General features: G+C 68.4%; 19 protein-coding genes. 11 read left to right on the forward strand and 8 right to left on the reverse strand.

Going from position 1 to position 26,596, the window contains the following annotated elements:
- The first annotated feature begins 3 nt into the window (after nucleotides 1-3).
- Nucleotides 4-528 (forward strand): gamma carbonic anhydrase family protein, encoded by a 525-nt coding sequence (locus ACGFNJ_RS08765; protein WP_393445022.1) that lies wholly within the window; start codon nucleotides 4-6, stop codon nucleotides 526-528.
- A gap of 14 nt (nucleotides 529-542) precedes the next feature.
- Here the strand turns inward: ACGFNJ_RS08765 and ACGFNJ_RS08770 are convergent, their stop codons facing one another.
- Both ACGFNJ_RS08770 and ACGFNJ_RS08775 read right to left on the reverse strand, forming a co-directional pair.
- On the reverse strand, nucleotides 543-1,166 hold the full coding sequence (locus ACGFNJ_RS08770; protein WP_393445024.1) for a phosphoribosyltransferase: 624 nt from the start codon (nucleotides 1,164-1,166) through the stop codon (nucleotides 543-545).
- A 179-nt stretch (nucleotides 1,167-1,345) separates the two neighbouring features.
- Complete coding sequence (locus ACGFNJ_RS08775; protein WP_393445027.1) at nucleotides 1,346-2,194, reverse strand: carbon-nitrogen hydrolase family protein; 849 nt, start codon at nucleotides 2,192-2,194, stop codon at nucleotides 1,346-1,348.
- 187 nt (nucleotides 2,195-2,381) lie between these two features.
- On the opposite strand from ACGFNJ_RS08775, the gene ACGFNJ_RS08780 reads away from it, so the two are divergent.
- The gene (locus ACGFNJ_RS08780; RefSeq protein ID WP_393445029.1) at nucleotides 2,382-3,560 is read left to right on the forward strand and encodes an aminotransferase class V-fold PLP-dependent enzyme; all 1,179 of its coding nucleotides are present in this window, start codon (nucleotides 2,382-2,384) and stop codon (nucleotides 3,558-3,560) included.
- A 9-nt stretch (nucleotides 3,561-3,569) separates the two neighbouring features.
- Here ACGFNJ_RS08780 and ACGFNJ_RS08785 read toward each other — a convergent pair whose 3' ends face one another.
- From ACGFNJ_RS08785 to ACGFNJ_RS08800, 4 genes are all read right to left on the reverse strand, one after another.
- Nucleotides 3,570-6,959, reverse strand: a complete 3,390-nt coding sequence (locus ACGFNJ_RS08785; protein WP_393445032.1) for an AAA domain-containing protein — start codon at nucleotides 6,957-6,959, stop codon at nucleotides 3,570-3,572.
- 115 nt (nucleotides 6,960-7,074) lie between these two features.
- On the reverse strand, nucleotides 7,075-8,865 hold the full coding sequence (locus ACGFNJ_RS08790; protein WP_393445035.1) for a DEAD/DEAH box helicase: 1,791 nt from the start codon (nucleotides 8,863-8,865) through the stop codon (nucleotides 7,075-7,077).
- Between the two features lie 467 nt (nucleotides 8,866-9,332).
- Entirely contained in the window at nucleotides 9,333-10,502 is a 1,170-nt protein-coding gene (locus ACGFNJ_RS08795; protein ID WP_393445909.1) for an amino acid deaminase/aldolase, read from the reverse strand.
- 96 nt (nucleotides 10,503-10,598) lie between these two features.
- Entirely contained in the window at nucleotides 10,599-11,078 is a 480-nt protein-coding gene (locus ACGFNJ_RS08800) for a TetR family transcriptional regulator (RefSeq protein WP_393445038.1), read from the reverse strand.
- A gap of 416 nt (nucleotides 11,079-11,494) precedes the next feature.
- Here ACGFNJ_RS08800 and ACGFNJ_RS08805 point away from each other — a divergent pair, with 416 nt between their 5' ends.
- Complete coding sequence (locus ACGFNJ_RS08805) at nucleotides 11,495-12,241, forward strand: tyrosine-protein phosphatase (protein ID WP_393445041.1); 747 nt, start codon at nucleotides 11,495-11,497, stop codon at nucleotides 12,239-12,241.
- Nucleotides 12,242-12,260: 19 nt separating this feature from the next.
- Here the strand turns inward: ACGFNJ_RS08805 and ACGFNJ_RS08810 are convergent, their stop codons facing one another.
- On the reverse strand, nucleotides 12,261-13,529 hold the full coding sequence (locus ACGFNJ_RS08810; RefSeq protein WP_393445044.1) for a class I adenylate-forming enzyme family protein: 1,269 nt from the start codon (nucleotides 13,527-13,529) through the stop codon (nucleotides 12,261-12,263).
- 181 nt (nucleotides 13,530-13,710) lie between these two features.
- Nucleotides 13,711-14,505, reverse strand: a complete 795-nt coding sequence (locus ACGFNJ_RS08815; protein ID WP_393445046.1) for an enoyl-CoA hydratase/isomerase family protein — start codon at nucleotides 14,503-14,505, stop codon at nucleotides 13,711-13,713.
- A 38-nt stretch (nucleotides 14,506-14,543) separates the two neighbouring features.
- Between ACGFNJ_RS08815 and ACGFNJ_RS08820 the strand changes: the two genes are divergently transcribed.
- The 8 genes from ACGFNJ_RS08820 (at nucleotide 14,544) to ACGFNJ_RS08855 (ending at nucleotide 26,594) form a co-directional block, all read left to right on the forward strand.
- A complete protein-coding gene (locus ACGFNJ_RS08820) occupies nucleotides 14,544-15,566 on the forward strand; it encodes a glutathione S-transferase family protein (RefSeq protein WP_393445049.1) in 1,023 nt (340 codons plus the stop codon).
- Between the two features lie 106 nt (nucleotides 15,567-15,672).
- Nucleotides 15,673-16,404: a hypothetical protein gene (locus ACGFNJ_RS08825; protein ID WP_393445052.1), complete on the forward strand. Its 732-nt coding sequence runs from the start codon at nucleotides 15,673-15,675 to the stop codon at nucleotides 16,402-16,404.
- Complete coding sequence (locus tag ACGFNJ_RS08830) at nucleotides 16,401-17,393, forward strand: ABC transporter ATP-binding protein (RefSeq protein WP_393445055.1); 993 nt, start codon at nucleotides 16,401-16,403, stop codon at nucleotides 17,391-17,393. The genes ACGFNJ_RS08825 and ACGFNJ_RS08830 overlap by 4 nt, the downstream gene beginning before the upstream one ends.
- Before the next feature lie 5 nt (nucleotides 17,394-17,398).
- Nucleotides 17,399-18,169: an ABC transporter permease gene (locus ACGFNJ_RS08835; RefSeq protein ID WP_393445058.1), complete on the forward strand. Its 771-nt coding sequence runs from the start codon at nucleotides 17,399-17,401 to the stop codon at nucleotides 18,167-18,169.
- 56 nt (nucleotides 18,170-18,225) lie between these two features.
- Nucleotides 18,226-21,990, forward strand: a complete 3,765-nt coding sequence (locus tag ACGFNJ_RS08840) for an ABC transporter ATP-binding protein (protein ID WP_393445061.1) — start codon at nucleotides 18,226-18,228, stop codon at nucleotides 21,988-21,990.
- Nucleotides 21,991-22,149: 159 nt separating this feature from the next.
- Nucleotides 22,150-25,917 (forward strand): multifunctional oxoglutarate decarboxylase/oxoglutarate dehydrogenase thiamine pyrophosphate-binding subunit/dihydrolipoyllysine-residue succinyltransferase subunit, encoded by a 3,768-nt coding sequence (locus ACGFNJ_RS08845; RefSeq protein WP_393445063.1) that lies wholly within the window; start codon nucleotides 22,150-22,152, stop codon nucleotides 25,915-25,917.
- A 63-nt stretch (nucleotides 25,918-25,980) separates the two neighbouring features.
- Nucleotides 25,981-26,298, forward strand: coding sequence for a WXG100 family type VII secretion target (locus ACGFNJ_RS08850; protein WP_393445066.1), 318 nt, complete (start codon nucleotides 25,981-25,983; stop codon nucleotides 26,296-26,298).
- Entirely contained in the window at nucleotides 26,295-26,594 is a 300-nt protein-coding gene (locus ACGFNJ_RS08855; RefSeq protein WP_393445068.1) for a WXG100 family type VII secretion target, read from the forward strand. Before ACGFNJ_RS08850 ends, ACGFNJ_RS08855 begins: the two co-directional genes overlap by 4 nt.
- The last annotated feature ends 2 nt before the right edge of the window (nucleotides 26,595-26,596 follow it).

Below are 26,596 nucleotides of genomic sequence, written 5' to 3' on the forward strand. Positions count from 1 at the left end.
TCAATGCCACTCTACGAATTCGAAGGCAAACGGCCCCAGGTCGATCCGACCGCGTTCATCGCGCCGACCGCGACGCTGATCGGTGACGTGCGGGTCGAGGCGGGCGCGTCGATCTGGTACGGCGCGGTGCTGCGCGCGGACCTGGCGCCGATCACCATCCGCGAGCGCGCCAACATCCAGGACAACGCGGTGCTGCACGTGCCGCCGGACGTGCCGATGGAGATCGGCCCCGGCGCGACCATCGCACACAGCGTGGTGTTTCACGGCGCATCCGTCGGTGCGGAAGCCATTGTCGGCAATGGCACCACGGTGCTCGATATGGCGAAGATCGGCGCGGGCACCATGATCGCCGCGCACTCGCTGGTGCAGCCCGGCACCGAGATCCCCGACGGCGTGCTCGCGGCAGGTGCGCCCGCGGAGGTCAAGCGCTCCATCGAAGGCACTCAGGCGCAGATGTGGATTCAGCTCAACCCCGGCTTCTATGCCGAACTGGCGCAACGACACCGCAAGGGCATCACGGAAGTCTGATTCCGCAACCACATTCACGCGAGCAATGCCGTGACTTCGTCGTCCTCGAGCTGATGGAAGTCCTCGTAGACGGTGCCGACGCCGCCGAGCGTGCGCGGCACCAGCGGACAGACCACCTGATCCGCTTCGGCGGCGACCCTGCGCAACGCCTCGGCCGACGACACCGGCACCGCGACCACGAGACTCTCGGGCTGATACAGCCGGGCGACCCGGCACGCGACCACGACGGTCGCGCCCGTCGCCATGCCGTCATCGACGATCACGACGTCGCGCCCGTCCAACGGAATCGGCTTCGTGTCGCCGCGCCACACCAGCCTGCGCCGCTCCAGCTCAACGCGCTCGACGTCCTCGATCTCGGCGAACTCCTGCGGGGATATCCCGATGTGCGCCAACACGTTTTGATTGAGCACCCGGACCCCGCCCTCGCCGATGGCGCCCATCGCCAGCTCCGGCTGCCACGGCACCCCGAGCTTGCGGACCAGCAGAATGTCGAGGTCGCCGCCGATGATCTCGCGCGCCGCGGCGGCCACCGGAACGCCGCCGCGTGGCAGACCGAGCAGCAGCGGGTAGGTCGCGTGCAGGTTTTCCAGATGCCCACCCAGCGCGCGACCGGCCGAGGCCCGATCGGTGTAGATCATCCATCAAAACGCTACGCCCACCTGTCACCCGACCACCACCCCTCATCGAGTCGCTGCGCGACGCTGTCGCACCCGTCACAGGATCGGGATCGCTTTCTGCACCTCACCCGTCACCTTGAACGGCTGCACGATTCTCCCCGAGCGAATCGCGGTCCCGGCCGGTGCCGATCCGATCGACGCTAGGAACGCTCCGTGATCGTGAACCGGCGCAGCGCAAGACTGGGGTTGGTGGTGCGGATCTCGGCCAACCTCGCGAGGTCGATGCCCGCCGTCAGCACGCCGGGCTCGTCTCCGAGTTCGGCGAGCACCGCACCTGTGGGATCGATGAGCATCGAGGCGCCCGCGCCCCGCGGCGCCGCCTGATCGGCCGCCGCCACGTACACGGTGTTCTCGATGGCCCTGGCCCGCAACAGCGTCGTCCACTGATCCACCTTGGCGGGGCCGGGAATCCACTGGGCCGGCAACACCAGTACCTGCGCGCCCGCGGCGGCCACCCGGCGGATGCCTTCCGGGAAGCGAAGATCGAAACAGGTCTGCATGCCGAATGTCACGCCTTCGACGACGAAGGTGGCGGGCGGCTCTATCGGGCCCGCCGCGACCACGTCCGATTCGCGGTGTCCGAAGGCGTCATAGAGATGCACCTTTCGATATACCGTGCCGAGGTTTCCGTCGGGTCCGAGCACCACGAGAGTGTTGTAGATCCGGCTGTCGTCGCCCTCGACCCGCTCGACCATTCCGGCCACCAGATGGACGCCGAATTCGCGGGCGATCGCACCCAAGCCGGTGACGAACGGCCCGGTCAGCGGTTCGGCGACGGCCACAACCCGCTCGTCGAGCCTGCCGACGGCAAACATCGAGTATTCGGGCGCGACGACCACCGCGGCACCCCGATCGCCAGCCACCCGCACGTGCTCGCGCAGCGCCGACAGATTGGCCGAAGGGTCGGTGCCCGGTGCGAACTGGACGACCGCCACGTCCAGCTGGTTCGGAGCCTGCGGCTGATTCGGAGCAGAGCTGTCCAGTTGCATACGTCTCACCGTATTGGGGCGGTGGCCAGCCGAGCCACTCAACGACGGTATTGCGTGATCAGGCCGACGACGGGCCACCACTACGACGGCGGGAACCGAGAAGATTCGGAATAAGTGGACGTAGTGACCGGTTGTGTCGTACGCTCAATCAAGTGGACATAGCGTCCACTTGATTGGAGGGTGCGGGATGACCGCGACAAGCACCACGTCCACGACCGCCGCGACTCCTCTTGTCCGGGAACACTTTCCGGTCACTCAGCGGTGGACCTATCTGAACCACGCGGGCATCTGCCCGCTGCCGCGGCCTGCGGTGGAGGCGATGCACCGGCATGCCACCGAGGTGTCGCTGGACGGTGAGTTCAGCTATGCCGCGCACGCCGCCGAGATCGAACGGATTCGGGCGGCGTTCGGTCGTCTGATGGGGGTGCCGTCCACCGACGTCGCGTTCGTCAAGAACACGACCACCGGACTCGGGATGATCGCCAACGGGCTCGAGTGGGCGGCCGGTGATCGAATTGTGGTGCCGGACTTGGAGTTTCCGTCCACGATCTATCCGTGGTTGGCGCTCGCCGACCGGGGTGTCGTGGTAGATCGAGTGCAGCCGGAAGGCGACAGCGGCAAGCTCACCGTCGAGGCGTTCGTCGAACGGATCAACGCGGGGCCCGCGCCGAAACTGGTGGTCACCAGCTGGGTGCAGTTCGGCCGCGGCTGGCGGGTCGACCTGGCCGAGCTGGGGCGCGTCTGCCGCGAGGCAGGGGCGTTGCTGTGCGTCGACGTCATCCAGGCACTCGGCGTGATCCCGGCCGAATTGGATTCCTGGGGTGTCGATTTCGCGATGGCGGACGGGCACAAATGGCTGCTCGGGCCCGAGGGCTGCGGCGTGCTGTACGTGCGCGGGTCCAAGCTGGAGTTGTTGCGGCCGTTGGAGCCTGGATGGAACTCGGTGGTGCACCGCGAGGACTGGGACAACCTCGACCTGGTATTCGACGACACCGCACGCAGGCTGGAAGGCGGGATGCCGAACGTGACCGGCATCGCCGCGCTGGGCGCCTCGGTCGATCTGCTGCTCGCGGCGGGGGTTCCGGCGATCTGGTCGCACGTCGATCGGTTGTGTGAACTCGCGTGCACGCGGCTGGCGTCGATCGGTGCGACCGTGCTGTCGGACCGCTCCGCCGACGGACGGTCGGGGATCGTGTCGGTGCAGATCGACGGTGAGCCGATCCCGTTGCTGGCCGAGAAGTTACGGGCCGAGGGCATCGCGGTGTCCGCGCGGGCGGGCGGGCTGCGGATCTCGCCGCACGGGTACAACACCGAGCAGGACATCGAGCGATTGGTCGACGCGGTTGCCGCGTTGACCCGAGGCTGACCACGCGGGTCAGCGGCCGTTGCGTCCCGCCGTCGACAGGCCGAGAAACCCTGCCAGCTCGGGCAATTCGTCCGGGCAGGCGGGCAGGTATTCGCCGAGCAGCGGCGAACGGATGATGATCGCCTTCCACATGGCGCGGCACAACGCCGCGTGAATCAGCGCGCGGGACAACAGGAACGGCATGCCGTACGGCGCGTCGGCGGGGCTGGAGGTGGTCATCGACAGCAGCACGACGGCCGCCTCCCTGCCGCGGAACCGATCCGGGGTGCCGACGAGCACGTCCTCGATCCGCGCCCTGGCGAGCAGCGTGCGGATCCGGCCGACCTGCGCCGCGTACGGCGCGACCACGAAGATGTCGTGCGGATGCAGCCGACGGGTCATCGCGCCGACGGTCCAGTTCATCGCGAGCAGGGCCCGCACCCGCCGCACCACCTCACGCGCCTCGGCCGCGGATTCGGTGGCGTTGCCGTGATGAGGGACGAGGACGGTGCTCACACCGGGTTCCTCGCCGTCCAGTTCCCGTGCGAGCGTCACGGTTTCGTTGGAGCGCAGGCGCCCGTCGTAGTAGAGCCGGGAGACCGGATCGCACACCTTGGGATGCATCCGCCAGGTGCGGTCCAGGACGTAGCCGCGGGTACCGGGCAGAGTGTGCCGCCCCTCGGCGAGCCAGCCGAGCACCGATTCGCCGACCGGCTCCGGATGGGCGCTGTGCGTGGCCGGTGGTGCGGGATCGCCGAGCAGCAACAGATTTCGTGCGCTCACCCCGACCGCGACGGCGTCGGCCAGCGGGAACCGCCCCGCGTCGGCGATCACCAGCAGATCGAGCGCCTCCCGGCCGACCATGTCTTCGTTGGTGAAATCCGTTGGGGTGCCGCCGAGCACGCAGCCGCTGATCGCGTTGTCCAGGAAACGCGCGTACCGGCCCGCGTCGATGACCGCCCATTCCGGCGCCACCGCCTCGACGTCCTTCTTCGCCACCAGTTCCGGAAGCACGCCGACCCGCACGACCGCGTCGAGCAGGTTCTCGACGGTCGAATGCGATTGCCCGACAATGCCGATCCGCCACTTGTCCTTGGTGACGAGCCGCTCCAGCACCCTGGCGGCGGTGGTGGTCTTGCCGGTGCCGGAGGGGCCCTGCACCGCGAGATAGGAGTCGTCCAGTTCGCGCACCGCCGTGGTGATCGCGGCGGCGTGGTCGCCGTGCACCTCGGGCAGGTCGGTGCCGGTGCGCAGCCGGGGCGCGCGGCGGGCGAGCAGGTCGAACACGGCACCCGCCGGGATGTCCGGCAGCGCGACCAGCAGCTGCTGCGCGGCGAATTCGACCGCGATCTCGGCGTTTTCGTCCCAGGCAGGCAGCCCTGGCGCGATCGCGGTGGGGAGTTCGTCGTAGGGTTCGCAGCCGTCGGGCAGCAGTTCTTCCAGCCGGACCGCGTCGTCGAATTCGGCGTCGACCGAGCAGCCGAGCACGGTTGCGACGGCAGTCGCGCGGCGCCCGACGGCGGTGACCATGCCCGCGGCCGCAGGGCGATCGTAGAAGGTGTAGACGGTGGCGCCCGGGGTGAGCACGGTCGCCGGTCCTGGCCCGCCGCTGCTCCACCGGGAACCGATCCGGCCGGTCAGCGTGACGTAGCGCCGCATGGTCGGGCGGTCGGGGCTGCGATGCCATTTGGTGTCGACGGTGCCCCATTCGGCGACCAATACCCCTGGCGCGTCCGCCCATTCGTCGACCGGGTGGCTGAGCCGGTCGACATGCGCCCACCAGAGCGGCTGCCGCTCGCGCCGGTGGTAGCCGAGCGCCGCGGCGAGCACCGCGGCGGTATGCCCCGGTTCCGCCTGCGCCGCGGCGTATTCGGCGAGCGCCGCCTCGAACGAGGACGGCCGCGACGGCGGCATCGGCTCAGGTTCGTCCGGTCCTGGCACCTGACACCACGAGCCTGTGCGCTCCAGCGTCACCGCCTGTGGGTCGATGCGCTGCTCCGCGGCCCGGTCCAGCAGCCAGTCGCGCAGCCGCAGCACGGTCAGGCAATCCCGCTCGGTGGCAGGCGAATGCGCGGCGCCGGGTAGCAGCCGGGCCAGCCTGCTCAACCGATACGAGCGCTCCCCGACGATCAGCGCGTTGCGCACGATCGGATACAGATCCACCAGCACGCCGTCGCACAGCAGTTCGTCGACGATCTCCTCGCCGACGCCGCTGCTGCCCGAACACCGAAGCAGCGCGGTCCGCACCGCCGAGGTGTAGTGGTAGACGTGCATGTCCGGATACATCCGGCGGCGCTGAACGAGATAGTCGAGCACCTCCGTCAACGCACGCCGCTGTCCGTCCGCCTCGCTGTCCGCGTCACCGTCGGTGCCGAACGGTGACCGGAAGGTCAGGTGCACGGTGCCTGGCCCGCCGACATCGACGGCCAAAGGGGTGCGCACGCCACCGTCGACGGTGAGCGAAAGGTCGCCCGGTGAGGGCGGCGGCAGCGCGCCGAGTGCTATCGGATCGACGAGGCTGTGCGTCGGCTGGCCGGAATCCTCCCTGCGCAGCTGGATTTCGGCTTGGCGGCGAAGCGCGGCGAAGCTGCGTGGCGGCACGCCACGCACGGTGCTCTCGGTGCCGACCAGCCGATCGATGGTGCTCACACCGGCTTCCCGCAGCCGAGCCCGTGTCGTGGTCGACATCCCCGCGACGAGCAGCAGATCCCGCGCGGCCGCAAGGGCGGTCGTGCACGTCCCACAGCGGCCGCACGCGAGATAGCGGGGATCGCCCCACTGCACGGGTAGCAGCTCGCTGAGCTTCTCGTCCAGGATGTGTTCCACCCGGCGCCTGCGCCCGCGGTACACCGGGACCAGATCGCTGAGCGCGTAGGCAGTGTTGTTCTCGCCGAGGTGCAGCCGGATCAGCGGGCCGGTCAACGATCCGCTGTGGTCGACCGCGTCGGCACACGCCGCGAGTTCCAGTGCGACACCGACCCGATCGGCCATGCCGTGCGCGGTGCCGTGTGCGGTATAGCGGACGCGATGGCCCGCCCGCACCAGGAAATCGCAGGAGCAGTCGAAGGTCCCGTCGAAGAAGGTCGCACCGTGAATCACGTGCGCACCGGCCCGCAATGCCGCGATGGTCTCGGCGTGCGCCGCGGTCAGCGCGTCGATGCGCGCCTTCGGACCGTCCGACTTGTGCTGTGGGCGTTGGATCTCCACCATCGCGCTGCCGAATCGGTCCCTGAAGTCGCTGATCCGGCGGTCCAGCCCGTCATCGAACCAGGTCCGCGGCGCGGGAGCCCATTCGGCGGTGGTTTCCGGGTCGGCCGCGAGGGTGCCCAGTTCGGTGTCGAGGGCGCGAAGCAGCGCGAATTCACAACGCGCCGCGCGCACGAGGTCGACGGCGGAGCAGACGACACGATCACCGAACACGAACAAACGCGGCCCTCCTGTGTCTTGCGGGACACCCGCTGCCGTTAGCGCTGCATTACGCACCGGACGGCAACACTGTAGCTAGCCCGCCTGACCTCGGTGAACCCTCCCCGGTTCAGGAGCGTGGCTTACGCCGTTCCGGTCGCTTCGCCGGCGCGCCCTCGCGGCGCGGGCCGCGGGTGAACGAGCGCCCTCCCGGCGGACCCTGGTCCGGCGTCAGCTGAATGAGCACGCCGCTGATCCTGGTGCGCCGCAACGCTTCCAGCGTCTCCGGCGGCAGATCGGCAGGCAACTCGACGAGGCTGTGGTCGGGCCGGATGCTGATGTGCCCGAAGTCGCTGCGCCGCAGGCCGCCCTCGTTGGCGATGGCGCCGACGATCGCGCCCGGCACCACCCGGTGCCGCTTGCCGACGCTGATCCGATAGGTCGCGAGTTCGGCGCCGGTGCCCCGATGGTGCTGGCCGAAGCCGGACCGATCGTCGTCGCCCTCGAAGCGACGCGCGCGCTCCGGACGCTCCCTGCGTTCGCGCACCGGCTCCGGCGGTTCGGGCTGCATCAGGAAGTTGTCGCCGTCGCGGGACAGCGCAGCCAGCGCCGCCGCGATGTCGACGAGCGGAATGTCGTGCTCGCGTTCGTAATCCTCGACAAGCCTGCGGAACAGCGCCAGATTCGACGAGGACAGACTCTCGGTGATGGCGTCGCCGAACTTGGCGACCCGCTGCGCGTTGACGTCGTCGACGCTCGGTAGCTGCATTTCGGTCAGCGGATGCCGGGTGGCCCGCTCGATCGACTTGAGCAGGTGCCGTTCGCGCGGCGCGACGAAAAGCAGTGCCTCGCCGCTACGTCCGGCCCGACCGGTGCGGCCGATGCGGTGCACGTAGGACTCGGTGTCGTGCGGGATGTCGTAGTTGACCACGTGCGAGATGCGGTCGACGTCGAGGCCGCGCGCGGCGACATCGGTGGCGACCAGGATGTCCAGCGCGCCGGACTTGAGCTGTCCGATGGTGCGCTCGCGCTGGTTCTGCGCGATGTCGCCGTTGATCGCGGCCGCGGAAAAGCCCCTGGCGCGCAGCTTTTCGGCGAGCTCCTCGGTGGCCTGCTTGGTGCGGACGAAGATGATCATCGCCTCGAACGACTCGACCTCGAGCACCCTGGTCAACGCGTCCAGCTTGCGCTGATGCGAGACCTGCACCCAGCGCTGGGTGATGTTGGTCGCGGTCGAGGTCTTCGACTTGACGGTGATCTCGACCGGCTTGTTCAGGTACTGCTTGGAGATCTTGCGGATCGCCGCGGGCATGGTCGCCGAGAACAGCGCGACCTGCTTGGTCGACGGGGTGTCCTTGAGGATGCGCTCGACGTCCTCCTGGAAGCCCATCTTCAGCATCTCGTCGGCCTCGTCGAGCACCAGGTACTTCAACTGCGACAGGTCGAGCGTGCCCTTCTCCAGGTGATCGATCACCCGGCCGGGAGTGCCGACCACGACGTGCGCGCCGCGGCGCAGGCCGGACAGCTGCACGCCGTAGGCCTGGCCGCCGTAGATCGGCAGCACATGCAGCCCCGGAATGTGCGTGGCGTAGCGGCCGAATGCCTCGGCCACCTGGATCGCGAGCTCGCGGGTCGGCGCGAGCACCAGGGCCTGTGGAAGTTTGCCGGAGGTTTCGAGACCCATCAGGATCGGGATCGCGAACGCCGCGGTCTTGCCGGTGCCGGTCTGCGCGAGACCCACCACATCGGCGCCTTCGAGCAGCGGCGGAATCGTCGCGGCCTGGATCGGCGACGGCGACTCGTAGCCCACATCGGCGATGGCCGCGAGCACGCGGTCATCGATCCCGAGATCGGCGAAGGTCGGGCCGTCGGTGTCCCTGTCGTTGTCGCCAGGAACGCTGTCGACCTGATTGGTACTCATTGACCAGGAGTTTACTGGGTTCTCTTCCTCCGGGTTACGTCGCCATCCTGGTCAGACCGATCACACCTGGCTGGAGTGGATTAGCGGTTCCCCAAAGGTCCGCGGGGCTCTGTAGGGTTCCCGCGGAAATTCGTAGAGATTCCGTAGCGGCAGCGGGGCAGCCGATGGCTGCCGTGCTGCGGACGGTTCTTGGTCTGATCAGGCATTGCTGGGCTCCCGCTGCTGACTGCTCGACCCGGTCGAAGGCGGCTTGTGGCAGTTGCCGTCGCAAGAATGAGCTGCGATTCGCCGACTCCCGCCACCGGGCGTTCCCGAAGGCTCATCGGCGTGTCGCGATCTCGACACGCCGTCGGGCGTCAGTTGCTAGCTACCGCATTGCAATCCATGCCGAGTGACCAGCATCACCGGAAATCTTGGCCCCCCATGAAGAAGCAGCGAAGTAGCAGAACCGATTTCAGGAGTGCGGCTCAGCCGAAGCAGTGCCCTTCGCCGCGATAGGTGAGGACGGTGACCCTGGTGCCGTCGGACTCGACCAGGTGCACCTTGTCGAAACGTTCGAAGAGCTCGCCGGCCTTGGCGTGCCGGAACCAGACCCGGTCGCCGATGCGCAGCTCCGAGGCGCCGCTCAGCGGGGTCTGCACCTCGCCTGCGCCCTCGGCGCCGATCAAACGTAACCCGGTGGGCCACACCGGCTTCGGCACTCGCGACGGACCGGTCGGGCCGGAGGCGATATAGCCGCCCGAGAACACCGTCGCGATGGACGGCGTCGGGCGGCGCAGGACCGAAGTGGCGAAGAACAGGGCGGGACGCGGGGTGAAGGAGCGGTAGTGGTCGAACAGGGTCGGCACGTACAGCCCGGAACCTGCGGTCACCTCGGTGACGTCCGGGTCGACGATGCTGACCTCGATCGAGCCGGTGCCGCCACTGTTGACGATCTCCAGCTTGCCGGTCACCGAACGCACGGCGTCGACAACTCGCTTGCGGCGCTTGGTGATTTCCGCAGCCGACACCCGCTTCATCAGGCGCACCGCGACATTGCTGTCGGGCAGGCCCGCGATCTGCGCCTCATAGGTCATCAGCCCGACGACGTCGAAACCGCGGCGCAATGCCGCTGCCGCGAGCGTGGCCGCCTGTTCGGGGGCGTGTACCGGCGAACGGTGTGCACCGAGGTGCAGCGGGCCGATACGCAAGGAGGCGTCGACGTCCAGACAGACCCGCGGGTGCACCAGGTCGGTGCCCACCGCAGCGCGGATCAACTCCAGCTGGGCGACATCATCGACCATCAGGGTTATGGAGCGGAGCAGTGTCTCGTCGGTGGCAAGCCCGGCGAGCGCGGCGCGGTCGACGGTCGGATACCCGAGCAGGACGTCGCGGGCGCCGCGACGAACCAGCCAGATGGCTTCGGAGAGGGAGTAGGCCATGATGCCTGCGAGGCCGCCTGCGGCGGTGAGTTCACCGCCGAGCACTTCCTCGAGAATGGCGCGACAGCGCACGGCTTTGCTGGCGACACGCACCGGGACTCCGCCCGCGCGGCGCACCAGGTCGGCGACGTTCGCGCGCAAGGCGGTCAGATCAAGAGCGGCCAGCGGTGGATCGAGCTCGGCAGTGGCCGCGTGCAGGCCGGCAATCGGCGACATGTCCGTCATACGAACCACCAAACCACCTAACTGGTCAAACGTCCAGTAATTGTGATGACTCGTTTACCGAGGTCACCGCACCTCGGCAGCGGATAACTAGACTTCGGCGGCCCGGGTAGCCAGGCTGCTCACCAGATCGTCGAGGACCACGAGCATTGTCTCGTCATTGCAGTCGGCAAGCCAGCGCAACACAGTGCCCTGCAGCACCGACACGGCATAGGCCGCGATGGCCTCGACCGGCTCCAACCACTGCGCGCCCGAACGGTCCGCGCACAACTGCAAGAAGGCCGCGACCTCGATGTCCATCTCACGGTAGGCGGCGGTCGCGGTCGGGTCGCCGATGCACTCGGTCTGCGCTGCCCAACGCTCCCGCAATGTCTGCACCGTCGCCTCATAGGCCTGGACCTGCTTGGATGGCGCGGCCTTGACCAGCGGCCAGTAGGCACTGACCCCGGCGTGCAGCAGCACCCGAAGCGCGCGAACACCTCCGTGGTCCAACGAGGCGGCCGCCTTCTCGACGGCCTCGCAGATGGTCGGCCGTAGCCGCACCTCTGCAATATTTGTACGTACGCTCAACGACGACTCCCTCGGCGAAAGAAACTCGCGCACCCTCGTCGGCGCGACTCGCTGAACATGGCGGGCATCTCGCTGGAAACCCCAGGCTGCCCGGTCCAACGTTCATCAATGGTAGAGGGTTTTCGGGGTTTAAGAACAGGTTCAGTGGGTATTTCCAGACCGAAAGAATGTTTTGTTACCCAAACGGAATGGTGGGGGCACCACCCCGGCCTGCCCGGAAATCCCTCCCTCGGGACCACTCTCAGTCCTGCCCGACCGAGAAGTTGGCCGTTATCAACAGTACGGGCGAGTACTGACGACCCTCGAATCGTGTGGCCGATCACACAGTCGAACCACCCAAATCGGTCACCTGACCGGCTGACGCTCGTTCCGGGAACGTCACCCGCCCGACCGCCGCGGGCCATTAGCCTGAACAAGTGACTCTTTCGCCCTCTGCCGACCAGTACTTCCTGTCCGGCACCTTCAATTTCCGCGACCTGGGCGGGCTGCGCACCGTCGACGGCGCGAAGGTCAGGCCCGGTGTCCTGCTGCGCTCGGCACAGCTGACCGGGCTCGACGAGGCGGGCCTTGCCGCACTCGGACAGCTGAACGTCAGCGACGTGCACGACCTGCGCGGCGAGCGGGAGATCGACCACATCGGCCACGACCGGGTGCCCGAGGGCGTCCGGGTGACCGTCACGCCGTTCGACTCGCGCATGGCGGCGGCCCCGCCGCATCAGGCGACCGGCGACACGGCCTTCGCCCACATGCTCGAGGTCTATCGCATGTTCCCCGCACTGCCCGAAGCGCACGCCGCGATCACCGCCATCGCCGAGTCGATCACCCGGGGCGAGGGCGCGGTGCTGGTGCACTGCGCGGCAGGCAAGGACCGCACGGGCTGGGCCATCGCCTCGCTGCTGCGCGCGGTCGGCGTCGCCGAGCCCGACGTGCACGCCGACTTCATGGCGAGCAACGGCGCCATCCCGGCCCTGCGCGCCATGATGACGACGAAACTCCTCGCCGGCGAGGAGCTCTCGGTCGACCTGCTCGGCGTGCGCGAGGAGTATCTGAAGATCGGCACCGAATCGATGATCGAATTACACGGCGACATCGACACCTATCTGACGACCGCAGGCATCACCCCGGAGCTGCGCGCCACGCTGCGGGAACGGATGCTGGAGTGACCCTTGCTGTGCCACAACATCATTCGTCCTGAGCCGGATCGCGCCGCACCAGCCCGTCGGCATCGATGGTGACCTGATCGCCGGTGTGGAACCAGGTTCCGGCGAAGCGCGCCGCCGTCGCGGTCGGATCGTTCCAGTAGCGCGGGGCGATATTCGGGCCACGACACAGCAGTTCGCCACAGCCGACCTTCGCCTTCGGTCCCCACAGCGCCAATTCGGTACCGCCGAAAGGGAATCCGAGCACCGCATCGGAATCCGCGGCGGACCCGGCCGCGTCGTCGACCGCGAGGCCGATGCCGCTGGTCTCGGTGGCGCCCCACACCGACCATTGCCGCGCCGTGGGAAACATCGCGCGCAGTTCGGCGGCCAGGCCGGCGGGAGCGGCCTGCGCGGCAGCGGCACGTTCGGCGCGATGCCCGGCCTTGCTGATCCTGGCGATGCCCTCGGTGCTCAGCCCGTCCCCGCGCATGGCCGCCAGCTCGGGCAGCAGCCCGGCAAAGATCCGTGGCGTCGCCGACACCATGTCGATCCGTTCGGCCACAATGGCTTCCGCGAGATCGCGGGTGTCCCTGGCCAGGACGACGGTGCCGCCGACCGCGAAGGTCGGTAGTAACTGGTCGACGCAGCCGCTGGCGTGCGCGAGGGGCAGCAATACCAGATTGCGCAGGCCGTCGGTCGGTAGATCGAGCGCGGCGACCACCGAACGGATTGCCGAGAGCAGGTTTTCGTTGGTCAGCTCGACGCCCTTGGGCGTGGCAGGGCCGAGCGGGCTGCCACTGGTGTAGCTGAGCAACGCCAGATCACCCAGTGCCGCACCGTCATCGATGTAGGCGGCGCCGTCGGGTAACTCGGCGCCGCGGGCGATGTCCCGGCCGAGCACGAAATCCGCACTGCTGTCGGCGATCACCTGCTCGGCGATCGCATCCGGCAGGCCGTCGTGCACGAGCACCGGCACCGCACCGCTGAGCAACGCGCCGAGAAACGCCTGCACCCAGCGAACCCCGGCGGGCATGTGCACCGCGACCCGGTCGCCGTAGCCGATGCCGTGTTCCTGCAGTCCGCCCGCGATGCGGGACGCACTGTGCCACAGCTCCCGATAGGTCATCCGTGGGCCGCCGACCTCGACCACTGCCTCGCGGGTCGAGAACGCGTGCACCTGTAAGTCGAGCAGCTCGGTGAGCGCGGGCGTGAGATTGCCGTAGCGCAGCACCCCGTCGGCGCCGCGCGCCAGCGGTGGATCACTGGCATGCGGACGTTTCAACGGGTATTCGACAAGCAACTGCGACATCCGTCCTCCGCGCGCCCTCGAGTCAGCCAGGCACTGCGACTATATGACTCACATCACAGTATCGCGCGGATTCGGCGCGGATAGGCGGCGGACATGTCCGCCGTGTCCGCCGCCTCGGGTGTCCGTCGACGGAATGCCCCGAGCCGGAACATCACCCGCCGGCGTGTCACCGTCTCTCGACTCACCGCCCGGTGTACGTTGCTTTCCCCGGACCGACGTCGAGGAAGCTACGCACCGCGCCTTTGAGATCGGCGGTGTCGAACAGCACACCCGAGACCTCCGGCGTCACCGAATCCGCATGCGCCACACCACCGGAGCGCCACGCCTCGATGATCTTCTTGGTCGCCGCGTGCGCCAGCGTCGGACCTTCCGCCAGACGATGCGTCAATTCCCTTGCGGCAGTGTCGACATCGTCGTGCACGGCGTTCACCACGCCCCACTCCAGCATCGTCTCGGCGGAATACAGGTCGCCGGTCATCACGAACTCCCGCGCCCGGCCCGACCCCGCGCGCTCGGCAAGCCGCTGCGGCCCGCCCATCGACGGCGTCAACCCCACCACCGTCTCCACCAGACCGAACTTCGCCTTCGGTGCGGCGAGAATGATGTCGCAGGCCAGCGCTATCTCGAAGGCAGCGGTCAGCGTCAGCCCGTGTGCGGCAAACACCACCGGACACGGCAGCGCCTCTATCGGATGCGTGATCTGCGCGAACAACATGCGCCACAGTTCGGCGCCCTGCTCCACCGACAAGCCGTCGAAGACGTGCACGTCGACGCCGCCGGACACCACCTTGCCCTCGGCGCGCAGCAGCAGCGCGCGCGGCGGGTTCGCCGACAGCTCGGCGATGTCCGCGATGAGGGCATCCAGCATCCCCTGGTCGAACAGGTTCAGCGGCGGATTGGCCAGCGTCAGGGTCGCTACTTCCGCGCCGCCGTCGGTGGTCGCACGCTCCAGGCGGGTGGCCTTCGTTTCATTCATCCCGCCAGACTAAGACCTGGATCTGCCAAACTGTCCGGGTGACCAAGTCGGTGGAAAGTGGCTCCTACGTCGAGCCCGGCGAGTTCAAGCGGGACACGAACTACATCACCACGCGGATCACCGCGGACGGCCGCGACGGGTACCCCGTCGAACCCGGCCGTTATCGACTCGTCGCGGCCAGGGCATGCCCATGGGCCAACCGCACGCTGATCGTGCGCAGGCTGCTCGGGCTGGAAGAGGTGCTCTCGCTCGGCCTGTGCGGGCCGACGCACGACAAGCTCAGCTGGACCTTCGACCTCGATCCCGGCGGGGTCGATCCGGTACTCGGCATTGCGCGGCTGCGCGACGCGTATCTGGCGCGGTTCCCCGACTATCCGCGCGGCATCACCGTGCCCGCGGTGGTCGAGGTGTCGACCGGGCAGGTGGTGACCAACGACTACGCGCAGATGACCCTCGACTTCTCCACCGAGTGGACCGCGTTCCACCGGGAGGGCGCACCACAGCTGTACCCCGAAGCGTTGCGCGCCGAGATCGACGAGGTGAACCTCGCGGTGTTCCGCGACGTCAACAACGGCGTCTACCGATGTGGTTTCGCGGGCACGCAGGCCGCCTACGAGGCCGCCTACGATCGACTGTTCAGCCGGTTGGACTGGCTCTCGGAACGGCTTGCTACCCAACGTTATCTGGTCGGGGACACGATCACCGAGGCCGACATCCGGCTGTTCACCACGCTGGCCCGCTTCGATCCCGTCTATCACGGACACTTCAAGTGCAACCGGTCGAAACTCTCCGAGCTGCCGGTGCTGTGGTCCTACGCGCGCGACCTCTACCAAACACCGGGATTCGGCGACACCACCGACTTCGCACAGATCAAGACGCACTACTACGTGGTGCACAGCGACATCAATCCGACCGGCATCGTGCCGAAGGGACCCGATCTGGCGAACTGGCTGACCCCGCACGGCCGGGAAGCGTTGGGCGGCCGCCCGTTCGGCGACGGGACTCCGCCGCCACCGCCGCCACTGTCCGAACGCGTCCCCGCGACGCACCAACCGGACTAGTGGAACCGATCAGGTTGGGTACTTCGTTGTCAGGATGAGCTGACGGCCGTTGCGTTGACGGTGCCCTAGAGTTCAACTCAGCAGACCGAAGAGGAGGGTGCCGCCGATGTTCAAAGGCGCGTTCGAGAAGACGGTGGTTCAGCTGCTCGATACGGGGTCTCGCCTGCAGGCGCCCGCGGTCGCCAAGTACGTCGACCGGATCAGGCGCTCGCACCCGGACGAAACACCGGCGCAGGTCATCGAGCGACTCGAGAAGCAGTACCTGCTCGCGGTGACCGGCAGCGGCAGCGCCGTCGGCGCGACGGCCGCGGTGCCAGGCGTCGGCACGGTCGCGGCCATTGCCGCGGTCAGCGCCGAGACCACCTTCTTCCTGGAGATCTCCGCGCTGTTCACCCTCGCGGTGGCGGCGGTGCACGGCATCTCGCCCGAGGATCAAGAGCAGCGCCGCGCGCTGGTGCTCGCGGTCGTGCTCGGCGAGAGCGGCATGGAGATCGTGCAGAAGACGGTCGGCACCTCGGCGAAGAACTGGGGCACGGTCTTCGCCAACCGCATCCCCGGGCTCTCGTCCATGAACGACTCGCTGCTCAAGCGGTTCATCATCCGGTTCATCACCCGCCGCGCCGCGCTGATGGCGGGCAAGGTGGTCCCGGCAGGCATCGGCGCGGTGATCGGCGGCGTCGGCAACCGGGCGATGGGCAAGACCACGATCAGCAACGCGCGCAAGGCATTCGGGCCTGCCCCGGTGGTGTGGCCCGCCGCACGGCACCTCATCATCGACGCGGATCCGCTGACCGCGATCGACCCGTCGAAGCCGCAACCGCCGGCCAAGCCGCAGTGAGCGCGGCGCGCACCGGGCTCGCGTTCTCCGTTCGAGCGCTGAGCAAGCGATACGACCTGGTTTCCGCCGTCGACAACGTGAGCTTCACGGTCGCGTCCGGCAGCACCGCCGCCCTCGTCGGGCCGCCGCAGTCGGGCAAGACGACCATCGCGCGGATCCTGCTCGGGCTCCTCGAACCGACAACGGGCAGCGCGGCGGTGGCCGGGCCAGGCACGCACCGCGGCGGCGGTGATCCTGGCGGCAGCTCCGCGCGCGTAGTCGGCGGCGTGCTCGCGCCGCGCGGCATCCATCCCGGTCGCACCGCCCGCGACCAGCTGCGGGTGTACGCGGCGGCCGCCGGAGTGCCCGACGCCCGCGTCGGCGAGGTGCTCGCGATCGTCGGACTCGACACCGAAGCAGGCACGAAAGGCGCTGCGCTCTCCGCAGGACAGCAGACCAGACTGGCCTTGGCCACCGCGTTGCTCGGCGATCCACCGCTGCTGGTGCTGGACGAACCGATGGAGGGTCTCGACGGCGCGGAACGTGCTTGGCTGCAAGACTTCCTGCGCAAGCATGCCCAGCGCGGCGGTAGCGCGCTGGTGACGAGCACCAGCCTCGCGGCTGTGCTGCCTGGCGCGGACAGTGTGATCGTGCTGAGCCAGGGTTCGGTCGTGTATCAGGGCACGCCTGCTCGACTGCGGCGCGGGCACCCGGACCGGCTGGTCGTCGCGGCGTCCACGCCGATCGCGCTGGCGACCACCCTGGCCGCGCGTGGCTTCACCGACGCCGTGATCCGACCGGACGGACGCCTTGCGGTCGCCGAGGCGACCGAGGCCGAGATCAGAGCCGCCGCCGCGGCCGCACAGGTGCGACTCGACAGTGTTATCCCCGACCTGATCCATCCCGACCGGGTGCTCGCCTCGTTGACCAAACTCCAGGCTCCCGCCGCGCACTACGCAGGCCTCGCCGGGGCGACTCCGCAACCGACGCCATACGGAATCCCACGATGATCACCATGCCCGCGGACCTCGTGCCCGCCCTCAACTCCGAGGTACGCAAGGTCACCACGCTGCGGCCGAATCGGACGCTGGCCGGGTTGCCGCTGCTGGTCGCGCTCCTCGGCAGCACGGCAACCGCCATCGCCGCAGGCAAGCCGGACCCGAACGGCCAGCCCGTCACCGGCACCGCGACGCTCGGGCTCTACGCGGGGCTTGCCGCGGCGGCCATCGCGGCTGTCCTGTTCGGCGCGCTCGGCAGTGGCGGCGAGTACCGGCACCACACCATGCCGGTGACCGCGTTGTTCGCCGCCGACCGGGACCGGCTCGTCGCGGCGAAGCTGCTCGTCACCGCCGGGTTCGCCCTGGCGACCGCGCTGGCGGTCGAGGTGGGCGCGCTGGTGGCCCTATTCGGTTTCGGCCGAGGCAAATTCGAGATCGGCCTCAATCTGTTCGGTGTGCTCGGCGGCGGGCTGCTCGCCGTGGTCTGCTGGTCGCTGATCGGCGCGGGTCTCGGGCTGCTGCTTCGTTCGTCGTCGAACGCGATCTGGCTGGTGGTCGGCTGGCTGGTAGTCATCGAGCCGCTGTGCTGGCTGGTGGCGGACAGCATCGGCGCGTCCGCCGTCGTCAGCCTGTTCCCCGGCTCGGCCACCCTCAGCGCCGTCGCCGTCGGTTCCTACCCCGACAGCGACTTCCTCGCCCCGACACCCGCCGCCCTGGTGATCCTGCTGCTGTGGACCGTCGGCATCGCAGGCGCCGGTTGGTGGGCCCTGCGCAACCGCGACCTCTGAGCCGAGGCCCGCAGGGAACAAACTCGTGTCGGTGGGCGTCGTTATCGTCGATGGTTATGGGTGGGGTTGGTGTGCGCACGCGAACCGAGCCAGCCGAGGACGACGCGGTCGCGCCCGGCTGGATTCGTCGGCTCTGGGCCGAAAGCCGGACGCACACCCGCACGCTGACCGGGCTCGGTATCGCGGTGCTCGGCGGTGCAGTCGTCGAAATCGCGGGGCCGCTGCTGATCAAACGGGCCGTCGATGCCGCGGGCATCGGCGAAACCTCGGTGATCGGGCTGGTCGCGTGCCTGCTGTTGCTGCTGGCGGTGGCGCGGTTCGGCATGGGGTTCGGGCGCAGGTTGCTCGCGGGCAAGCTCTCCCTCGACGTGCAGCATGCGCTGCGCATCGACCTGCTCGGTTCGCTGCAGCGCCTCGACGGCGCCGGGCAGGACACCATCCGCACCGGGCAGGTGGTTTCGCGGTCGATCACCGATCTGCAGCTGGTGCAGGGCCTGCTCGCGCTGGTGCCGCTGTCGGGCATGGCGGTGCTGGAGTTCTTTCTCGCGGCCGTGGTGATGGTGTGGTTGTCGCCGCCGCTCGCCGCGGTGGCGTTGCTCGTTGTGCCCGGAATTGCCTTGGTGGTCTATCGCATTCGGCCGCGGCTCTACGCCGCGACCTGGTCGGCACAGCAGCGTGCCGCCGAGGTGGCTCAGCACGTCGAGGAGACGGTGACCGGCGTCCGGGTGGTGAAGGGGTTCGGGCAGGAAGCCCGCATGGTCGACGTGCTCGAACAGCACAGTCGCCGGCTCTACGCCGAACGGATGCGGGCTGCGGGCATCGATGCGCGCCTCGCGCCGACGGTCGCCGCGATTCCGCAGGCGGGCATGGTCGGCGTGATCGTGATCGGTGGACTGCTCGCGCTGCACGGTTCGATCGGGATCGGGACGTTCCTCGCGTTCGCCGCGTACGTCGCCACCATGACCGCGACCGCACGGATCATGTCGGGTGCGCTGGTCATGGCGCAGCTGACGCGTGCCGCGGCCGACCGGGTGTATCAGGTGATCGACACCGCACCCATAGTCACCGACCCACCTGAACCGGTCGAGCTGCCCTCGGGTCCGCTCGGCATCGAGATCGACTCGCTCACTTTCGGATTCGATCCCGAGCAACCGGTGCTGCGGGAGCTCGATCTGACCGTGCGCCCCGGCGAGACGGTCGCGATCATCGGGCCGGCAGGCTCCGGCAAGACCACCCTCTCGCTGCTGCTCCCCCGGTTCTACGCTCCGGATTCCGGCCATATTCGCTTGTTCGGCGCCGAATCAGCCACGGGCGCATCAGGATCAACCGCTCCGGCGCACGCCGACACCGCGCCGGACCGCGTCGACATCGCCGACCTGCGGGCCACCGATCTGCGCGGTGCGATCGGTGTGGTGTTCGACGATCCGTTCCTGTTCTCCGACACCATCGCGGCCAATATCGCGCTCAGCCGTCCGGACGCCACCGACGCCGAGATCAAGGCGGCCGCCGAAGCTGCTGCGGCGCACGAGTTCATCGCTGAGCTCCCCGACGGCTACGACACCGTCGTCGGCGAACGCGGGCTGACGTTGTCGGGCGGACAGCGCCAGCGCATCGCACTGGCGCGGGTGCTGCTGGCTCAGCCGCGCATCCTGGTGCTCGACGACGCCACCTCGGCGGTGGACGCGATCACCGAGGCTGCGATCTTCGACACCCTGCCCGACTACGCGGCGTTCGAGTCGGAGCCAGCTGGCGCCACGCGAACGCCGCCGATCAGCAGGCGCACCACGCTGATCCTGGCGCACCGGGAATCCACGCTGGCACACGCGGATCGGGTGATCCGGCTGCCCGCGCCGATCGGCAAACACGCGACCGTCAGCCACGCCGCCGCTGCCCTCCCGACGTCCGCGCACCAAGGCGGCGGCCCGTCCACCGCCAGGGCCGCGGCGGATCTCAGTGAGACACCGCAACTTCGGGAAACCATCAAGCGACTGCCGCCCGCCACCGAAACGCCAGGGCTGGACGAGCAACGCCTGCGCCTGCCCGATCCGGCGTTCCGGCTGACCCGGCTGCTGCGGCCGGTCTGCTGGCTTGTCCTCGCCACCATCGCGGTGCTGCTGCTCGACGCGGTCGTCGGCGTCGCGTTCCCGCCGATTGTGCGCTACGCCATCGACATCGGCGTCGGGCACACCGACGCGGGCGCGCTCGGGCTGGCCGCGCTGTTCGGCTGCCTGCTCGTCGCGGCGGGCTGGGTGATCGGCGCCGCCGCGACACTGATCACCGCGCGCACCGGCGAGCGGGTGCTCTACAGCTTGCGCATTCGCAGCTACGCACACCTGCAGCGGCTCGGGCTCGACTACTACGAGCGCGAACTGTCCGGCCGGATCATGACCCGCATGACGACCGACCTCGACTCGCTGAGCACCTTCCTGCAGACCGGGCTCGCGACCGCGTTGATCGGCCTGCTGACCTTCGCCGGAATCGCGGTCGCGCTCTTGGTGATCGACGTCTCGCTGGCGCTGGTGGTGCTGGCGACGCTGCCGCCGCTCGCGGTCGCCACCGTGGTGTTCCGCCGGTTCTCGTCGAGCGCCTATACCGTGTCGCGCGAACAGGTCTCGACGGTGAACGCCGACTTCCAGGAGAACGTCACCGGATTGCGTGCCGTGCAAGCCAATCGGCACGAGCCGGTCGCGGCGCGGCGCTTCGCCGAGTACTCCGACCGATACCGGCACAGCAGGCTGCGCGCCCAGTGGTCGGTCGCGCTGTTCTTCCCGTTCATCATGGCGTGGTCGGATGTCGCGCTGGCCGCGGTGATCTTCGTCGGCGCGCGCGAGGTGGCGGCGGGCACCACGACGGCGGGCACGCTGGTCGCCTTCACGCTGTACCTGTCGCTGCTGTTCGCGCCGGTGCTGCAGCTGTCCCAAGTGTTCGACGGGTATCAGCAGGCCAGGGTCGGCCTGCGCCGGATCGGCGAGTTGCTGCGCACGCCGTCCTCGATCGCCGCCGACGCGACGACCGCGCGCCCGATCGAGCACAACCTGCACGGCGAGATCGCCATCGACAATGTGCGATTCCACTACCCGGGCAGCACGATCCAGGCACTCGATGGCGTCTCGCTGCGGGTGCCCGCCGGATCGACCCTCGCCCTCGTCGGCCCCACCGGCGCAGGCAAGTCCACCATCGTGAAGTTGCTCGCCCGCCTCTACGACCTGCCGCAGGACGAGACCGGCACCATCCGCGTCGACGACGTCGATCTTCGTGATTACCGTCTCACCGACTACCGGTCCCGCCTCGGCATCGTCCCGCAGGAGGCGCACCTGTTCAGTGGTGACGTCGCGAGCAACATCGCGTTCGGCAAGCCGACGGCCACCGAGGCGGACATCGCCGAAGCCGCCGCCGCGGTGGGCGCGACCGACATGATCGCCGCGCTGCCGCTCGGCATGGGCCAGCCGGTCGGCGAACGCGGGCGCGGACTGTCCGCCGGTCAGCGCCAGCTGATCGCGCTCGCCAGAGCCGAACTCGTCCGCCCCGACCTGCTACTGCTCGACGAGGCCACCGCCACCCTCGACCCGGACGCCGAGGCGGCGGTGCTCGCCGCAAGCCGATCGCTGACGCACGGCCGGACCACGGTCCTGGTCGCGCACCGGCTCGGCACGGCAGCGCGGGCCGACCAGATCGCCGTCATCGACCACGGCCGCGTCGCCGAGATCGGCACTCACGCCGAGCTCCTCGCCGCCGGCGGACCGTATACCCGACTGTGGTCGGCGGCACGTGAAACCGAGGGAATATTCTTGGTAACGGACAAGTCGTCTTTTACGAGGTGAGGTTGTCGGGTGGTCAGTGGCTCCGCCGGATTGCTGCTGGGCCTATCCTCAGATAGGGCGCATCGGCGCGCACGCTGATGCCGACCATTTCGAGCGACCTGCAAGCAGTCGCTACGGAAGTGCCGGGCACGTCACAAACGTCGCAGCGCGAAGAACGAAATGAGGCGAACACCTGCTGTGAGCAGCTCAACATCCCAGTTCGGACAGAACCAGTGGCTAGTCGATGAGATGTATCAGAAGTTCAAGCAAGATCCATCTTCGGTCGATGAGAGTTGGCACGAGTTCCTCGCCGATTACACGCCCGAAGCCACGGGTGATTCCGGTAACAGCCAGGCCGCTCCGGCCGCGGCCGCTCCCGCGCAGGCGCCGACCCCGGCTCCGGCTCCCGCGTCGGTGAACTCGGCCCCCGCGGCGGCAGCGCCCGCCCCGGCGCCAGCGCCGACCAAGCAGGCCGCGCCGGCGAAGGTCACCGCGCGGGCACCGCAGACCACCCCGGCGTCGACCTCCAACGCGGCCCCGACCTCCGGCGCCCCGAAGACCGACACCGCGACCGACGAGGCGAAGGTGCTGCGTGGCGCCGCCGCCGCCGTCGCCAAGAACATGGCCGCGTCGCTGACCATCCCGACCGCGACCAGCGTGCGCGCCATCCCGGCGAAGCTGATGATCGACAACCGGCTGGTCATCAACAACCATCTGGCCCGCACCCGCGGTGGCAAGATCTCGTTCACCCACCTGCTGGGCTACGCGATCGTGCAGGGCGTCAAGGCCTTCCCGAACATGAACCGGCACTTCGCCGAGATCGACGGGAAGCCGAACGCGATCACCCCCGCGCACACCAACCTCGGCCTCGCCATCGACCTGCCAGGCAAGGACGGCAGCCGATCGCTGGTCGTCGCGGCCATCAAGGGCTGCGAGGCGATGACCTTCGGCCAGTTCCACACCGCCTACGAAGACATCGTTCGTCGTGCCCGCGACGCCAAGCTCACCGCCGACGACTTCAGCGGTGTCACCATCTCGCTCACCAACCCCGGCACCATCGGCACCGTGCACTCGGTGCCCCGCCTCATGCCGGGACAGGGCGCCATCATCGGCGCAGGCGCGATGGAGTACCCGGCCGAGTTCCAGGGCATGAGCGACGAGCGCATCGCCGATATCGGCGTCGGCAAGCTGATGACGCTGACCTCCACCTACGACCACCGCATCATCCAGGGTGCGGAGTCCGGTGACTTCCTGCGCACCATCCACCAGCTGCTGATCTCCGACGAGTTCTACGACGAGATCTTCCACGGACTCGGCGTGCCGTACGAGCCGGTGCGCTGGCGCAAGGACATTCGCGAACGCGGCGTCGACAAGAGCACCCGCGTGCTCGAGATGATCGCGGCCTACCGCAACCGCGGCCACCTGATGGCGGACACCGATCCGCTGCGCCTGGTGAAGGACAAGTTCCGCAGCCACCCCGACCTCGACGTCACCCAGCACGGGCTGACGCTGTGGGACCTGGACCGCACGTTCAACGTCGGCGGCTTCCACGGCCAAGAGCAGATGAAGCTGCGCGAGGTCCTCTCGGTCCTGCGTGACGCCTACTGTCGGCACGTCGGTGTGGAGTACACCCACATCCTGGAAACCGAACAGCTGCAGTGGATTCAGGAGCGGGTCGAGCAGAAGCACGTCAAGCCGACCGTCGCCCAGCAGAAGTACATCCTGAACCGGCTCAACGCGGCGGAGGCCTTCGAGACCTTCCTGCAGACCAAATACGTCGGGCAGAAGCGCTTCTCACTCGAAGGCGCCGAAGCCGTCATCCCGATGATGGACGCGACCATCGATCAGTGCGCCGAGCACTCGCTCGACGAGGTCATCATCGGCATGCCGCACCGCGGCCGCCTGAACGTGCTCGCCAACATCGTCGGCAAGCCGTACTCGAAGATCTTCACCGAGTTCGAAGGCAACATGAACCCGGCGGGGGCGCACGGCTCCGGCGACGTCAAGTACCACCTCGGCGCGCACGGCACCTACCTGCAGATGTTCGGCGACAACGAGATCGAGGTCTCGCTCACCGCCAACCCCTCGCACCTCGAGGCGGTCGACCCGGTGCTGGAAGGCCTGGTCCGCGCCAAGCAGGACCTGCTGGACAAGGGCGACGGCCCGGAGGGCTACTCCGTGATGCCGCTGATGCTGCACGGTGATGCGGCGTTCGCGGGTCAGGGTGTGGTCGCCGAGACGCTGAACCTCTCAGGTCTGCGCGGCTACCGCGTCGGCGGCACCATCCACATCGTGGTGAACAACCAGATCGGCTTCACCACCGCGCCGGAGAACAGCCGCTCCACCGAATACTCCACGGACATCGCGAAGTTCATCGGTGCGCCGATCTTCCACGTGAACGGCGACGACCCGGAAGCCTGCGACTGGGTGGCTCGCCTCGCGGTCGACTTCCGGCAGAAGTTCCGCAAGGACGTCGTCATCGACATGGTCTGCTACCGGCGTCGCGGCCACAACGAGGGCGACGACCCGTCGATGACCCAGCCTGCGATGTACGACGTGATCGACACCAAGCGTTCGGTGCGTAAGGCCTACACCGAGAGCCTGATCGGCCGTGGCGATATCTCGCTGAAAGAGGCCGAGGACGCACTGCGCGACTACCAGGGTCAGCTGGAGCGGGTCTTCAACGAGGTCCGCGAGCTGGAGAAGTACACCCCGGAGCCGAGCGAGTCCGTCGAGGACGACCAGCGGGTGCCGACTACGGTGCAGACCGCGGTGGACAAGACTGTGCTGCAACGCATCGGCGACGCGTTCCTCAACGTGCCCGAGGGCTTCAACGTGCACCCGCGCGTCAAGCCGGTGCTGGAGAAGCGCCGCGAAATGGCGTACGAGGGCAAGGTCGACTGGGCGTTCGCCGAGTTGATGGCGTTCGGCACGCTGATCGACGAGGGCCGCGCGGTGCGCCTGACCGGTCAGGACTCCCGGCGCGGCACCTTCACCCAGCGGCACGCGGTGATCATCGACCGCAAGTCGGGCGAGGAGTACACCCCGCTGCACAACATCGGCAGCACGGACCCCGGTTGGTTCGCGGTGCACGATTCGGCGCTGAGTGAGTACGCCGCCGTCGGCTTCGAATACGGCTACTCGCTCGGTAATGAGAACGCACTCGTGTTGTGGGAGGCGCAGTTCGGCGACTTCGTCAACGGCGCGCAGTCCATCATCGACGAGTTCATCTCCTCCGGTGAGGCCAAGTGGGGCCAGCTCTCCGACGTCGTGCTGCTGCTGCCACACGGCCACGAGGGTCAGGGTCCCGACCACACCTCCGGTCGAATCGAGCGGTTCCTGCAGTTGTGCGCCGAGGGCTCGATGACGGTCGCCGTGCCGTCCACTCCGGCGAACTACTTCCATCTGCTGCGCCGCCACGCGCTGGACGGCATCCGCCGCCCGATGATCGTCTTCACCCCGAAGTCGATGCTGCGCAACAAGGCGGTGGTGTCGGATCTGAAGGACTTCACCGAGAGCAAGTTCCGCTCGGTGTTCGACGAGCCCGGCTACGAAACGGGCACCGGCGACCGCAGCAAGGTCAAGCGCATCCTGATGACCAGCGGCAAGCTCTACTACGAGCTGGCCGCCGAGAAGGCGAAGCAGAAGCGCGAGGACGTCGCGATCGTGCGGATCGAGCAGCTTTACCCGCTGCCCACCTACCGCCTGAACGAGTCGCTCGACCGCTACCCCAACGCGACCGACATCGCGTGGGTCCAGGAGGAACCAGCCAACCAGGGCGCATGGCCCTTCTTCGGCCTCAACCTCCCCGAGCTGCTGCCCGAGCGCCTCGGCAAGCTCCGCCGCATCTCCCGCCGCGCCATGTCGGCCCCGTCCTCGGGATCGAGCAAGGTGCACGCGGTGGAACAGGCGGAAATCGTCGCCGAAGCCTTCGAACCGACCAGCTAGTTCCTCGACCCGGCGTTCGGCGTTCATCGACAGCGTTGGCGGCGGTCCGTAAGATTCATCAGCATGACTGACGGGGGCCAGTACATTGCGGTTGTTCCCGAGCAGGTGCGCGAGGTCGGCAAGTACGTCTACGAGTTGGCCGAAGCCTTGCGTTCCGCGCTCGACAGCGCGGCCAAGGACGTCGACGCGCTGACCGGCGGCAGCTGGACCGGCGACTCGGCCACCGAGTTCGCCAACGGCTGGACCGATGTGCGCGACGGCGGTGCTCGGATCATGAGCGCGTTGACCGGCATGGCGGAGAAGCTCGGTGTCACCGCCGCGACCTACGAGACGCGCGATGCGACCAACGCCCTCGACACCTCCAGCCTGGACCTGCCATGAGCTCCCAGTTCTCCGTCGACCTCGAGCACCTCGACCAGATCGTGTCCCGGTTGTCCGCGCTCGCCGGCTTCGTCGGTGAACATCTCGACGAGATCGACAACAGGGTCGCGACGCTGCACGGCAGTGGATGGGAAAGCGTTGCCGCCCAGGCGTATGCGGATGCCCATGGTCAATGGGCCACCGGGGCAAGGGAATTCGTCGAAGGCGTGCGCGAGATGAGCGACGCCGCGAAGCAAGCCCACGGCCGGTATACGCGCGCGATCGAACTCAACAACCGAATGATGAACGGCGAGTAGGC

The organism is Nocardia sp. NPDC049149 (assembly GCF_043197455.1).
In the GTDB taxonomy this organism is placed as follows: domain Bacteria; phylum Actinomycetota; class Actinomycetes; order Mycobacteriales; family Mycobacteriaceae; genus Nocardia.

Excerpts from the sequence above, each read along its gene's own strand:
- ACGFNJ_RS08790 (WP_393445035.1), bottom strand. The coding sequence starts at position 8,865 with ATGAGTACCAATCAGGTCGACAGCGTTCCTGGCGACAACGACAGGGAC.
- ACGFNJ_RS08795 (WP_393445909.1), bottom strand. The coding sequence starts at position 10,502 with ATGTCGCCGATTGCCGGCCTGCACGCGGCCACTGCCGAGCTCGATCCA.
- ACGFNJ_RS08850 (WP_393445066.1), top strand. The coding sequence starts at position 25,981 with ATGACTGACGGGGGCCAGTACATTGCGGTTGTTCCCGAGCAGGTGCGC.
- ACGFNJ_RS08810 (WP_393445044.1), bottom strand. The coding sequence starts at position 13,529 with ATGTCGCAGTTGCTTGTCGAATACCCGTTGAAACGTCCGCATGCCAGT.
- ACGFNJ_RS08815 (WP_393445046.1), bottom strand. The coding sequence starts at position 14,505 with ATGAATGAAACGAAGGCCACCCGCCTGGAGCGTGCGACCACCGACGGC.
- ACGFNJ_RS08780 (WP_393445029.1), top strand. The coding sequence starts at position 2,382 with ATGACCGCGACAAGCACCACGTCCACGACCGCCGCGACTCCTCTTGTC.
- ACGFNJ_RS08855 (WP_393445068.1), top strand. The coding sequence starts at position 26,295 with ATGAGCTCCCAGTTCTCCGTCGACCTCGAGCACCTCGACCAGATCGTG.
- ACGFNJ_RS08835 (WP_393445058.1), top strand. The coding sequence starts at position 17,399 with ATGCCCGCGGACCTCGTGCCCGCCCTCAACTCCGAGGTACGCAAGGTC.
- ACGFNJ_RS08775 (WP_393445027.1), bottom strand. The coding sequence starts at position 2,194 with ATGCAACTGGACAGCTCTGCTCCGAATCAGCCGCAGGCTCCGAACCAG.
- ACGFNJ_RS08765 (WP_393445022.1), top strand. The coding sequence starts at position 4 with ATGCCACTCTACGAATTCGAAGGCAAACGGCCCCAGGTCGATCCGACC.
- ACGFNJ_RS08825 (WP_393445052.1), top strand. The coding sequence starts at position 15,673 with ATGTTCAAAGGCGCGTTCGAGAAGACGGTGGTTCAGCTGCTCGATACG.
- ACGFNJ_RS08845 (WP_393445063.1), top strand. The coding sequence starts at position 22,150 with ATGAGGCGAACACCTGCTGTGAGCAGCTCAACATCCCAGTTCGGACAG.
- ACGFNJ_RS08770 (WP_393445024.1), bottom strand. The coding sequence starts at position 1,166 with ATGATCTACACCGATCGGGCCTCGGCCGGTCGCGCGCTGGGTGGGCAT.
- ACGFNJ_RS08840 (WP_393445061.1), top strand. The coding sequence starts at position 18,226 with ATGGGTGGGGTTGGTGTGCGCACGCGAACCGAGCCAGCCGAGGACGAC.